Here is a 12688-nt window from a genome sequence, read left to right on the forward strand (position 1 = left end):
TCCACCTGATGTCAGAGAAATGTATGGGTACTATTTCTTTTAAAGCAGGTGGAAAAATGAACAAACTGTTTTTGGAAAATGATGCCCTTGCGCTGGCGGAGCTGGTCAAAAAGAAAGAAGCTGCGCCGATTGAGCTGGCAGAAGCCGCCATTGAGAATATTGAAGCGTTGAATCCTGGGCTTAATGCGGTAATCAATAAAATGTATGACCAGGCAAAAAAGGCTGCTTTATCTGCTGATCTGGAGGGAAGTTTTGCAGGAGTGCCGATGCTGCTGAAAGATATCACGCAGGAAATCGCGGGAGAAAGAATCACTTCAGGCTCTAAGGCGCTGCAGAATTACCGTGCAAAGAGCGATTCTGAATTTGTGGCCAGGCTCCGGCGGACGGGTGCCATTTTTATAGGGCAGACGAATGTTCCCGAGCTTGCCTTAATGGGGATTACAGAGCCTGAATTTCACGGACCGGCCAGGAATCCATGGAATCCTGATTACACTCCGGGCGGCTCAAGCGGCGGTTCCGCTGCAGCAGTGGCGAGCGGGATGGTGCCGATTGCAGGCGCCAATGACGGCGGCGGCTCGATCCGCATCCCTGCCGCTTATTGCGGCCTGTTCGGCCTGAAGCCGGGCAGGGGAAGGACACCGGCCGGCCCTGGGATTGGCCGGCATTGGCAGGGGGCTTCATCCGACCATGTGCTCACCCGTTCGGTCAGGGACAGCGCTGCCATGCTAGATGAGCTGCATGGACCGGAAAAAGGCGGCGCCTTCTACGCTATTCCCCCATCAGAATCGTATCTGGGCTGTCTGGAAAAGCCGCTCCCAAAAACCATGAAAATTGCTTATACCACAGCTTCCCCGCTTGGCACCGATGTCCATCCCGACTGCAGGGAAGCTGTGCTCCGCACGGCTGCTATCCTCGAAGATCTGGGGTACCGGACCGAAGAAGCTGAACCGGATATAGACGGGAAGAAGCTTGCCCAAAGCTATATCACCATGTACTTTGGAGAGGTGGCTGCGGCGCTGGCTGGAATGGAGGCAACACTCGGGCGGAAGGTGTCCAGGACGGATGTGGAAGCATCTACATGGCTCCTCGGGATGCTTGGAAAAACAATCTCTGCCGGGGATTTTGTCCTGAGCATGAGGGAATGGGACAAAGCCGCCTATGTGATGGATTCTTTCCATGAGACCTATGACTTTTATTTGACTCCTGCCACTGCTTTTCCGCCTGCAAGGATCGGCGAGCTCAGCCTTAAAAATGCAGAAAAAACAGCTGTCCGGCTGATCAGCATGCTGAAGCTGGGAAAGCTTGCCCAAAAGGCCGGGCTTGCCGGCCAGCTCGCTGAAAACAGCCTGAAGCGGACGCCGTTCACCCAGCTCGCCAACCTGACAGGGCAGCCGGCGATGAGCGTGCCCCTGCACAGTACAGCAGAGGGCTTGCCATGCGGTGTTCAGTTTATGGCAGCCAAAGGGCGGGAGGATCTTTTGTTCCGGCTTGCATTTGAACTGGAACAGACGCCTCATTGGCTAAGGAAATATTGAGAGGCAGTTAGGGGGATTTTTTACTGTGGGACCCAGCTCAGCTGGCATGAAGGCTGGACATCTGGAACATCATAAGCTAGTATCAGAACGGTACACAACTTTTTGTAAAACTGGGCATGCTCTAAAAAAGCAGCTCTGGAATAGATGAGATTTTTTTGCAAAAGAAGGAGATAGTTATGACTGAAAATCAATCTGTAGTTACCGGCCTGAAGCCTTTTATCCAGGAAGTCTGGGAAAAATCCGGCTTTAATGAGCCAACCGCCGTTCAATCGAAGAGCATCCCCCTTATCCAGGAGGGCAGGGACGTGATCGCCGAATCGCCGACAGGGACAGGCAAGACGCTTGCTTACCTGCTGCCGCTTCTTGATAAAATCGATCCCGGCAAAAAAGCGGTTCAAGCCGTTATTGTGGCCCCTTCACAGGAGCTTGTTATGCAAATCTTCTCGGAGGTCCAAAAGTGGGCAGAAGGAAGCGGCATAAAAGGAGCCACCTTCATCGGCGGCGCCAATACGAAAAGACAGCTAGAAAAGCTGAAGAAGCACCCGCAGATCGCTTTGGGCACGCCTGGGCGGATGCTCGAGCTGATCAAACAGAAAAAACTGAAGATGCATGAAGTCAAAACGGTTGTGCTCGATGAGGGAGATCAGCTCCTTGTTCCTGAGCATCTTGAGACAGTAAAGACCATTTTAAAGTCAACCCTTGCTGACAGGCAGCTTGCTTTCTTTTCAGCAACACTTCCTGAAAGCACCGCGAAGGTTGCACAGGAGCTCTCCGCTGATGCCGAGCTCATCCGCGTAGGGAAGGAAGAGGCAATCCCTTCAGATGTGGACCATATTTATTTTGCCTGTGAGCAGCGGGATAAAATTAAACTCCTTGAAAAGATCTCCCGTGTGAAGGATATCAAGGGGCTTGCCTTTGTAAAGGATATCGGCAATCTGGCTGTCCTTTCCGAAAAGCTTGATTTTAAAGGCGTGAAGGCCGGAATCCTGCATAGCGACCTGGACAAAATGGACAGGCAGAAGCATTTGAAAAATTTCCGCGAAGGAAAAAGCAGCCTGCTGTTCGCAACAGATGTGGCAGCAAGGGGCCTTGACATCCAGGGTGTCACTCATGTTGTGCACTATGATTTTCCGAAAGACATCAAGCAATATGTCCACCGCTCAGGGCGCACGGGCCGTTTCGGCGCAAGCGGGACGGTCATCTCGCTCGTCACCGAAAGGGAAGAACGCGAACTGAAGAAGTTTTGCCAGGAGCTTGGCATCACGCCGGAGAAGAAAGTGTTTTATTCCGGTGATATCGTGGACGCTGATAGAAGAAGATAATAGGGAGCTGACAATCCGGGTTTGGGTTGTCAGCTTTTTTTGTTGGGGTTTTTTGAAAAAATGTAAGGTGGAAAAAATATCGGCTGTTTTGGGTGGAATAATTGAAAAAGTAGGGTGAATAAACGGAAAAGTAGGATGAATAAACGGAAAAGTAGGGTGATTAACTTAAATTGACCGGGGATCCACTCTAAATGAATCAGGATCCACTCTAAATTGGTCTGATTCAACAAGATGGAACAGCAGAATTAAACCCAGCCTTAAAGAAAAGAATCATTTCCTAGAAAAACACCACAAATCCACCAGCGAATATTCGATGTCCTCTCTAACCAACCTTCATTATAGTAAAGGATTCAGAAAATATGCTAAAATATGAAAGTAAACTCAATGTGAAAGGAATCGATTCCTATATGAAAAATCCAAGGCTGAAAAAGCTCCAGGAAGAATGGCTCCTGGAGGCCACTATAGATGAGATGCAGGAGAAATTGGAGAAGGGCGAGGTTTCTTCGAAAGAGCTTGTGCTGATGTACCTGCACAGGATTGCGCAGAAGGATAAGAACGGCCCGGCCATCAACTCTGTACTTGAGGTCAATCCGGATGCTGCCCAGATTGCGGCGGCACTGGATGCCGAACGTAAGCTGAAGGGCAGCCGCGGGCCGCTGCATGGCATTCCTGTACTGATCAAGGATAATATTGATACTGCTGATAAAATGCACACCAGTGCCGGATCTCTTGCACTGAAGGAGTCGGTTGCAAAAGAGGATTCCTATGTGGCTGAAGCTTTAAGAAAGGCCGGAGCCGTTATTCTCGGAAAAACGAATATGACGGAATGGGCCAATTTTATGACAGAGGGCATGCCGAGCGGCTACAGCTCAAGGGGCGGGCAGGTGCTGAATCCTTATGGGCCGGGTAATTTTGATGTCGGCGGCTCCAGTTCGGGTTCAGGTGCAGCCATCGCTTCGAACTTTGCGGCAGTGGCTGTCGGAACGGAGACGTCAGGCTCGATTCTCAGCCCGGCAAGCCAAAACTCGCTTGTAGGCATTAAGCCGACGGTCGGCCTGATCAGCAGAAGGGGGATCATCCCGATTGCGCATTCCCAGGATACGGCAGGCCCGATGGCAAGAACCGTCAGGGATGCCGTTTACCTTCTCGATGTGCTTGCCGGCAATGATGACAGGGATCCTGCTGTGCTGAACAATCCAGAGTCAGACTATACCGAGTTTGCTGGTTTTCTTGATGAAAACGGGCTGAAGGGCAAAAGGATCGGCATTGCACGTGAAGTGTATTTTGATTATTTGAGCGGGGACAAGCTTGAAGTGATGAACCATGCGGTTGAACAGCTGAAAGCTCTTGGTGCCGAGGTGGTTGACCCTGTAGAAATCCCTTCTACAAAAAATAATTGGAAGTATGATGTACTTACATACGAATTCAAAGCAGATCTTAACGCCTACCTGCGCGGCGTTGCTCCTCATATAAAAGTGAAATCTCTTGCCGATGTGATTGCCTTTAACCTCGAAAACAGTGATGCAGCCCTTAAGTACGGGCAGACCATCCTGGAGGAAGCCGAAAGAACAAGCGGGACTCTGACTGAAGAGGCTTATATCAGCTCGCTTGAGGAGGATGTCTACTTTTCGACTGAGCAGGGAATTGATCATGTTCTGAAAGAGCATCATCTTGATGCAATCGTGACGCCGAACAATTTTGGAGCGGGCATTCCGGCAAAGGCAGGCTATCCTTCCATCACAGTACCGGCAGGCTATTCTTTAGAGAATGAGCCTGTGGGCATTACGTTTACCGGCACTGCTTTTTCAGAAGCCGGTCTGATCAGCATGGCCTATGCTTTCGAGCAGGGGACAAAAGTGAGGAAATCCCCTCTCCTGTAAGGCCGCCAAAGCAGAATAACACATAGTGAAAAGGCCCATACTACCAGAGAAAACGCTAGTAAAGGAGCGAGGCAGCATGGGCAGGACAAAGCTTGGAAATGCAAATGCACAGCGCAACAATAATAAAAAAAGAGAAGGCTGGACAAGCGAAGAGCTGGTGGAATTCAACACCGGCACGAAAAGCAAGAAAGAAAATCAGCCTAAAGACTAAGAAGAAGGCCCCCGTCATCAGGGGGCCTTTTTGCGTAAAAAATATCTTTATTTTTCCTGAAAAGTGATTATAATCAAATTAACAACTTACTGATAAAGGCAAACCTGTCGAAAGGCAGGGACGCAAAGCTATGGGCCTTCCCGCGGATATGCGGCTGGCTGCCAGGCTGCCGGGCTCCTTTTTATGGATGTCATGGCATCATACAAAGGAGAGTATACAATGACTATCAAATTTTTTAAGACAGCTCTTTTGGCTGTACTGCTCGTGTTTGCAGCCTGCCCCGTGAAAGGAGAGGCTGCTGATATGAAGCGCTCAACCTGGCTGTGGGATACAGCAGCCATAAAGGACAGGTCTGATGAAATCATTCAATTCCTGGCGGACAGGCAGGCAGATCAGCTGTATCTGCAGATTGACCAGAGCCTGCCGGCCGCTGTCTACCAATCTTTTATAGAAAAAGCAAATGCCGGCGGAATCAGTGTCCATGCATTGGATGGAGCACCTAAATGGGCCACGGCAAAAGGTGAAGCAGCCATGCGCAGCTTCTTCTTCTGGGTAGCTGCTTATCAGGAGCAGGCAAGCCCTGCCCAGCAGTTTTCAGGCATCCATCTGGATATCGAGCCCTATCTTCTGCCAGGCTGGGAAAGCAATTATAAAAGCACTGTGGTGAATTATCAGACCCGGATGCTTCAGGCTGCTTCCTTGTCCGCAGAGCTCAGTCTTCCGTTGGGGGCAGATATGCCTTTCTGGTTTGATGAAATGATGTTCAGCAATAAATTCGGCAAAGATTCCCTCGCAGGCTGGGTCATAAAGAATACTGACAGTGTGACGATCATGGCCTACAGAGATACAGCAGCAGGCCCTAATGGGATGATTGAGCTGTCCAGGAACGAGGTTGAGCTTGCGGCACAATATGGGAAAAAGATAGAAATTGCCGCAGAAACAGGGGCTTCTTCTGAAGCTGCGTATATCACTTTTTATGAGGAAGGCACACTAAGAATGGAAGAACAGCTTTCACTTGTCCGTGACGCTTATTCCTCAGATTCCCATGTGGGATTCGCTGTCCATCATCTTCAAAGCTGGATGGATTTGAGGCCATAATCATCTTTGGAAAATGCCTATTTTTAAAAAATAGGTATTTTTTTACGTTCAGTACCTTGTAATGTTCAATAGTGTATTGTATGATGGGTTTGTGAATGAATGGAAGGATTTACATGACTACTGAATAATGTTCACTACCGGTGGAGGTGCAAGGATTGAATGTTCAATTCAAGAAGGGTGTTCTTGAGCTGTGCGTGCTGCTGCTGATTTCTAAGAAAGATCAGTATGGCTACGAGCTCGCGCAAAACATCTCGGATAAAATCGAGGTGGCTGAAGGGACGCTCTATCCTTTGCTCAGAAGACTGACAAAAGAAGAGTATTTAACAACCTATCTGGCAGAATCAACGGAAGGGCCTCCCAGAAAATACTATTCACTGACAGAAAAGGGCAGGGATTATATGAATATGCTGATCGAGGAATGGCAGCAGTTTTCATTGGCGGTTAATCAATTTGTTGAGGAGGGAAAGTCCAGTGGCAGGGAATGAGTTTTTAGAAAGGCTGGAAAAGCTGCTTGGTAAGGTGCCGGAATATGACCGGCGGGAAATGCTGTACGATTATGAGGAGCATTTTGAAATCGGGCTTGCAAACGGCAGGACGGAAAGGGAAATCATGGAGGAGCTCGGTGACCCGCATGTCATTGCGCGCGACCTGCTTGCAGACTACAGGATTGTCAAAGCGGAGAAAACGCAGTCGGTCTCCAATATTTTTCAAGCTGCGACAGCGGCGGTCAGCCTCAGCTTTTTCAATCTGGTCTTTATACTTGGGCCGCTGATCGGCCTCGCAGGCGTCTATATTTCACTATGTGCGGTGGCGCTCGTTTTGACATTGTCGCCATTTGCCTTGCTGGGGTCTTCGTTTTTTACGGGCTTTGAGGATATGACCCTGAATTTCTTTGCTTCGCTGGCACTGTTCAGCCTGGGCCTGCTGCTTAGCATCGGAATGATTTATGTCGGCAAATTTTTCTACCGGGTACTTCTCGGCTATATCAAATTCAATGTCAGGCTAGTCAAAGGAAAAGGAGAGAAGGCGGCATGAAGAAACTGGTGGCGGGTTTGGTCGTTTTATTCCTGATCGGTGTCGGCGGTTCAGCCATTACACTCAGCGCTTCGGGAGGTCTGAATTTTAACACGGTTGAGATTAATCAAAGCGAGACGATAAAAGCAGATTCCATCCAGCATATCTCAGTAAATAGCGCTTCTACAGATGTGGTCATCAGGGAAGCTGGCAGCGAGAAAGATATAAAGGTGGCACTAACGGGGAAAGTCAGCAAAAAGCTCAAAGATGATTATAAACTGAAGGTCAGCGAAGATGACGGCACCCTGAATGTCGACCTTGATGTGAAGAATATGTTCCGCATGGGAGTGGTTATCATCCGTGATGTGAAAATCGAGGTGCTTCTTCCGAAAAAGGAATATGAGGAACTGGCAGTACAGGTATTATCCGGCGATATCAAAGCGGAAAACATTCAAAGCAAGGACAGCATTTTTGAGACAAAGAGCGGTGATGTTGCGCTGAAGAGAATGGAAGCCGGAGGCCAAATGGAAATCCAGGTGGCGAGCGGCGATGTAAGGGTAGAAGATTCAAAGGCGAAGGAATTGAAGTTTAAGGCAGCAAGCGGGGACATGCAAATCGATGGGTCAGCCGCAGAGTCAGCAGATTTATATACAGCTTCAGGGGATATAAAAATCAGCGAACTTTCCGGGGATATCGCTGCAAAAATTACTTCGGGCGACCTGAACATCAGCAATGATCAGCTGGCAGCCAGCATTACTGCCGAAACGGCAAGCGGGGATGTCAATATTTCATTCAAAGAGGAGCCAAGCGATATGATGGTTGATTTTAAGGCAACCTCCGGGGAGGGCAATGTCCAGCTTGATGGATTTCTTTTTGAAGAAAAAGAAGAAGACAGGATTCTCGGCAAAATTGGTTCAGGCGAGCATGTGGTAAAGGTTCATACTGCGTCCGGGGATTTTAATCTAAACTAACAATAGCGTGTCCAGGCGGAAAGCCCGGGCACGCTTTTATTTTTGGACAGGAATCTGTGTCCTAGTATTCAGCAACCACCATATCCCAGTAGGTTAATGACGGAATGCTGAATATGACATTCCCGTTTTCCTGCCTGAACGGAAGCTCTTCAGGCCTGCCGCCTTTAATATCAGGGGAGGCAAACCATAGGTTTTTGACCTTCCGATCTTCCTCTAAACTAAATGTAAGGTCCCGCCGTTCCTTTGGCTTAGCTTGATCGGCATTTGTATCGCGCCATTCCATATGGACCGCATCCAGGAAGTTGATGAAATGGAGGATTTTCCTGTTTCCGGATTCTTTCGGCAGCACCCAGATCTTTTGCTGTTCAGGATCTCCCATCGCTAATGGCAGCCCTTCATGGGATATGATCGCTGCCTCAGAGTCCCGCGTATAATCTCGCAGGATATTCTCATAAGCTGTTAAAAAATCATAATAACTGGCCATTTCTTGCTGAAGGCCTTCGGACACCTGAAGTTGATTGTGAGGGAAATATTCCTTGGAAAGCATATGCTCGCCCAATTCCAGATGTGCTCCGCCATTGGAAAAGATAACAGCATCTGTAAGCAGGACGCCGGCTTCATTAAACATTCCCTGCTCATCAGAATGACGGTAATTCATATAAGCGGCCAGAACAGAGGCCTGTCCGTTATTTGTAAGGTTCCTATTTTCATCCAGTATCTTCTTGAGATCCCCATAATGCTTATACGGATCCCATACTTCGGTATACAGAAACGCAGCACCTGCTCTGCTGATGGCCGGCTGGCCATACTGATTCACGGCATTCATCACAATCTCTTTTTCAGGCAGCTTCTGTTTGATTTTCTCCAGGAAAGGCTGGAAGCTTTCTGCAAGGTGGATGCTGTCTCCAAGCTCATTAAAAACTTCTCCCCTGTCACCAAGCTGATCGATATGCCAGCCATCAAAGTCCAGGTATTGGTATACCATTTTCTGCTGTTCTATCAGATGGTCCTGCCACCATGGATTGGTGGGATTCATGATCAGCAGATTGCTTTTCCAGCCGCCAGGGAGGGGATGGATGTCAGGCTCCGGGCTGCTCTGATCCTTAAAAAGCTGCCATTCACGGGGCAAGCCGTTATCTTCAAAAGATCCGTACAGTAGATTATATGCCATGGTTTTTATGTTCCTCTGTTTGGCTTCGCCGATATACTGCTGTACTTTCTGCAATGAGATGCGGCGGTTTGCGACATCCTCCCAATGGCCCGCCGGCAGCTTATCCTCCATCTTCAGGGGCTCCTGATGCTCAAAATGCCAGTCATAGAATTGAAGCCCATTAAGATGATAGCGGTTCAAGTCGGATATGATAGCGGCAGCTGTTTCGGGGGAAGAGTCAGCAAAGTCAGACAGAAACCCGTAGCGGGGAAACCGGCTCCAGCTGCTTGAAACGTCTACAGCAATTGTTTCGGTCTGTATGCTGCCGCCATTTTCCACAGATACGACGGCCAAGTAGCCTTTATAATTCTTTTCCGGAGGATTCCAGCTCCATCTGTGGGTGCCGGGAGCCTTCAGTTCTGCAGCCACTGTGTCCAATGGGCGGCCAAGATGATAATAGGTGACCTCCACCGTGCTCCCAGCCTCTGCTTTTATTGAAAATTGGACAGAGTCCCCGGGATTATAGCGGGCTTTATCGGTCTGCAGATTGAAAAATAAATCTTTTGACTCCTGCAGGGAGGGAGCATCATGAGTGGTTTTCTCTTCCTTTTCTTTCAGGCAGAAGCTGGCAAGCGCCGCCAGCAGCAGAAGTCCGAGGATGGCTGCTTTGCCTTTCAATATGATCACCTCTTTCAAAAAAGAAGGGCTAATCCCTGTCAGATTAGCCCCCTAGATCTTTTAGAATTTAATTTGAACCTTTTTGCCTTCTGCTGCAGGCACATTTACATACAATGTTTTTGAGTTTGTTTCATAAAAATAAGATTCTTTTGTTTGTGTCATTTCTTCCAGTGAGAAGACGGCGCGGTATTTCTTGCCGGCTGCCTGGATGCGCTTAGGCGCTTTCTCATTATTAAGCTTCAATGTCACCTGCTGGAGAGCTGAATCGTAGTTATCAGTCTCTTTCTTTTGGGTGAATTCGATCTTATTCGGTTTTTCATTCAGTGTAAAGTTTGTGATATCAAATTCACCGTCCTGATGGTCGAGTGATTTGCCGTCATCTTCATAGAAGCTGTAGCTTGCTTCTTTGTCCAAATAGGTGTCGAGCACCAGGTTTGTCAGTTCCTTTTCTCCTGTATACTGCTGGACTTCACGTGTTGGAATGATGCTGTCTTTTTTCACGAAAATCGGCAGATGCTCTAATGGGGCGCTGACATTGATTGTCTGTCCGCCTTTATATTCCTTCTTGGTCCAGAAGTCCACCCATGTGTCGCCTTTTGGCAGATATACATCGCGGCGTGTCTGTCCTTCTTTTACGACAGGGGCAAGCATCATAGAGTCGCCGAACATGAACTGGTCAGCAATGTCATATGTGTTGGCATCTTCCTGGTAGTGATAAACAAGCGGCTGCTGGACCGGCTTGCCTGTCTCGGAGGAATCCTTGAAGGCATTATAAAGATAAGGCATCAGCTGGTAGCGCATTTCAATATACTTCTTGGCGATTCCTTCAACCTCAGGCCCGAATGCCCATGGCTCCTGTCCCTGCTTTACTTCTGCTTTGGCGTCTGAATCATAATGGATACGGGAGAAAGGAAGGAAGGCTCCAACCTCGATCCAGCGTGTATAAAGTTCTTTATCTGGGCGGGAAGCAAATCCGCCAATATCATTACCGACGAAGGAAACACCGGATAAGCCTAGGTTCATATTCATCGGCAGGCTCATCTGAAGATGCTCCCAATTGCTTTCATTATCTCCTGTCCACAGTGCTGCATAGCGCTGGGAGCCGGCAAACATGTCACGCGTCAGGACAAACGGACGCTCATTAGGCTTATGCATGGCCCAGGCATTGTATGTTGCTTCTGCCTCGTCATGGCCATAAAGATTATGGTATTCCGTGTGCATGATTTTGTCATCTTCATATCCGAAATAAGTATCAAGCGGCATTGTATGATTATACTCTCCGCCATCCACAAAGACTGCAGGCTCATTCATATCATTCCAGATGCCGTCGATTCCTGCATCGAACAGGACGTTATGGTTTTTGGCCCACCAGTCCCGCACTTCCTCTTTGGAGAAATCAGGGAAAGCAGAGTCGCCAGGCCAAACTGGGCCAATGAAGTTTGTGCCATCCGGATTTTTGCCCCAGAAGTCTTTGGCAGTGCCTTCCTGATAGATTTTGTAATTTTCATCCTGCTTGACCGCAGGGTCGTTGATGGCAATAGCATGGAAGCCTTCCATTGATTTCAGCTTTGAAAGGGCATCTTTATATTTCTGATCCCAAGTGAAGACCCTGTAGCCCTGCATATAATCGATATCAAAATGCATGGTATCAAGCGGGATATTTTTATCTCGGTAGGTTTGGGCCACATCGGTAATTTCATCGGCGGTATAGCCCCATTTGCTCTGGTGCAGTCCCAATGTCCATTCGGCTGGCATGTCCATTTTGCCTGTCAGTTCAGTATACCGGTCAAGCACATCCGAAATTTCCGGTCCATACATAAAGTAATAGGTAAGCGGTCCGCCGTTGGCATAGAAGTAGTAATAGTCATCTGACTCGCTTGCCATTTCATAGTAAGAGCGGTAGGAGTTATCAAAAAGGATCCCGTAGGCTTTTTTGTCTTTCAGGCCCATAAAGAATGGGATGCTTGTATAAACATATTTTGTATCCTTTGTATAAGCATAAGCATCAGTATTCCACATCCCGATGCTTTCGCCGCGCTGGTTCATATTCAGGCCGGCCTGTTCGCCGAAGCCGTAGAAGTTCTCGCCCTTTTCGGTTTTCTTGAAAACATATGGCTTTCCATCTTCATAGCCGGATGAGGCACCGTTTTGAAGATAATCTTCATTGATTACTTGGCCCTCTTTATCAAGGAATTTCACCCCGAATGGCGACTTGCTTACTTTAATGGTCAGCTCGCCGGTTTTGATGGTATATTCTTTTTTGCCGTCTTCAGTGCTGAAGAGAGGAGTTTTCCAATCCTTCTTTGCAATGGCAGGAGTTTCTTCTTCTTTCTGGCCGTCCTTTAAGACAGAAACTTTGACAAGGTCTTCTGAATAAATACGTATAAATGCTTCATAATCGCCAAGGTCGAATTGGACCCCGTTTTTAAGCTTTTTCACACTCTTGGCTGAAAGAGTCTGAAGGTTCTCCTTTTTGAGCGGAGTGTCAGCCTCAGGCTGTGTGACTGCAAGCGCACCTGGTATGCTTGCAGATAGTGCGACACCGGCAGCGATTGCCGCGGCAGCCAGCATCCGGAGGGTTTTCCTGGACTTTGCCATATGTATCTCCCCAATTCTGTATAGTTTTTACAACCTGACTTTAGAGGAGAACGTGGAGGTGGTCAATACTTGTATATACAACTAAACAGATGAAGTCATTGGACCCAGAAGCCCCAGAAATGCTGCTGTGAAATCGTTTGCGTCACTTCGTGAAAGCGTTTTGCTGATTGATGCAAAATGAATCCTTTACACTAAGCCTTTACAGTTTGTCATATTAAAGGGGACTTATGG

10 protein-coding genes and 1 riboswitch are annotated in these 12688 nt (G+C 48.2%); of the genes, 8 read left to right on the plus strand and 2 right to left on the minus strand.

The genetic code is table 11. From position 1 onward, the window contains the following. Positions 1–56 precede the first annotated feature (56 nt). From RBB45_RS09975 to RBB45_RS10010, 8 genes are all read left to right on the plus strand, one after another. Positions 57–1535 carry an amidase gene (locus tag RBB45_RS09975; RefSeq protein WP_022543344.1) on the plus strand — a complete coding sequence of 493 codons (1479 nt, stop codon included), beginning with the start codon at positions 57–59 and terminating at the stop codon, positions 1533–1535. Positions 1536–1711: 176 nt separating this feature from the next. Further along, complete coding sequence (locus tag RBB45_RS09980) at positions 1712–2857, plus strand: DEAD/DEAH box helicase (protein ID WP_094768136.1); 1146 nt, start codon at positions 1712–1714, stop codon at positions 2855–2857. Positions 2858–3264: 407 nt separating this feature from the next. Beyond that, on the plus strand, positions 3265–4737 hold the full coding sequence (locus tag RBB45_RS09985; protein WP_101552128.1) for an amidase: 1473 nt from the start codon (positions 3265–3267) through the stop codon (positions 4735–4737). Positions 4738–4813: 76 nt separating this feature from the next. Beyond that, complete coding sequence (locus RBB45_RS09990) at positions 4814–4948, plus strand: hypothetical protein (RefSeq protein WP_009792252.1); 135 nt, start codon at positions 4814–4816, stop codon at positions 4946–4948. An 87-nt stretch (positions 4949–5035) separates the two neighbouring features. Further along, positions 5036–5122, plus strand: a riboswitch (cyclic di-GMP riboswitch). A gap of 45 nt (positions 5123–5167) precedes the next feature. Further along, complete coding sequence (locus RBB45_RS09995; RefSeq protein ID WP_306009503.1) at positions 5168–6046, plus strand: amidase; 879 nt, start codon at positions 5168–5170, stop codon at positions 6044–6046. 155 nt (positions 6047–6201) lie between these two features. Continuing rightward, complete coding sequence (locus RBB45_RS10000) at positions 6202–6531, plus strand: PadR family transcriptional regulator (protein WP_022543345.1); 330 nt, start codon at positions 6202–6204, stop codon at positions 6529–6531. Then, on the plus strand, positions 6518–7081 hold the full coding sequence (locus tag RBB45_RS10005) for a DUF1700 domain-containing protein (RefSeq protein ID WP_009792249.1): 564 nt from the start codon (positions 6518–6520) through the stop codon (positions 7079–7081). Before RBB45_RS10000 ends, RBB45_RS10005 begins: the two co-directional genes overlap by 14 nt. Beyond that, the gene (locus RBB45_RS10010) at positions 7078–8031 is read left to right on the plus strand and encodes a DUF4097 domain-containing protein (RefSeq protein WP_306009504.1); all 954 of its coding nucleotides are present in this window, start codon (positions 7078–7080) and stop codon (positions 8029–8031) included. The genes RBB45_RS10005 and RBB45_RS10010 overlap by 4 nt, the downstream gene beginning before the upstream one ends. Positions 8032–8092: 61 nt before the next feature. Here the strand turns inward: RBB45_RS10010 and RBB45_RS10015 are convergent, their stop codons facing one another. Together RBB45_RS10015 and RBB45_RS10020 are read right to left on the minus strand one after the other, a co-directional pair. Continuing rightward, a complete protein-coding gene (locus RBB45_RS10015) occupies positions 8093–9859 on the minus strand; it encodes a glycoside hydrolase family 66 protein (protein ID WP_306009505.1) in 1767 nt (588 codons plus the stop codon). A 60-nt stretch (positions 9860–9919) separates the two neighbouring features. Beyond that, complete coding sequence (locus tag RBB45_RS10020; protein WP_129613975.1) at positions 9920–12457, minus strand: glycoside hydrolase family 31 protein; 2538 nt, start codon at positions 12455–12457, stop codon at positions 9920–9922. Positions 12458–12688: the final 231 nt, after the last annotated feature.

It is taken from the genome of Bacillus sp. MMSF_3328 (assembly GCF_030733525.1).
Taxonomy (GTDB): domain Bacteria; phylum Bacillota; class Bacilli; order Bacillales; family Cytobacillaceae; genus Bacillus_AB; species Bacillus_AB infantis.

Bases quoted from the DNA above. Each gene is read 5' to 3' on its own strand.
- RBB45_RS09975 (WP_022543344.1), top strand. From the start codon at position 57: ATGAACAAACTGTTTTTGGAAAATGATGCCCTTGCGCTGGCGGAGCTG.
- RBB45_RS09995 (WP_306009503.1), top strand. From the start codon at position 5,168: ATGACTATCAAATTTTTTAAGACAGCTCTTTTGGCTGTACTGCTCGTG.
- RBB45_RS09990 (WP_009792252.1), top strand. From the start codon at position 4,814: ATGGGCAGGACAAAGCTTGGAAATGCAAATGCACAGCGCAACAATAAT.
- RBB45_RS10020 (WP_129613975.1), bottom strand. From the start codon at position 12,457: ATGGCAAAGTCCAGGAAAACCCTCCGGATGCTGGCTGCCGCGGCAATC.
- RBB45_RS09985 (WP_101552128.1), top strand. From the start codon at position 3,265: ATGAAAAATCCAAGGCTGAAAAAGCTCCAGGAAGAATGGCTCCTGGAG.
- RBB45_RS10010 (WP_306009504.1), top strand. From the start codon at position 7,078: ATGAAGAAACTGGTGGCGGGTTTGGTCGTTTTATTCCTGATCGGTGTC.
- RBB45_RS09980 (WP_094768136.1), top strand. From the start codon at position 1,712: ATGACTGAAAATCAATCTGTAGTTACCGGCCTGAAGCCTTTTATCCAG.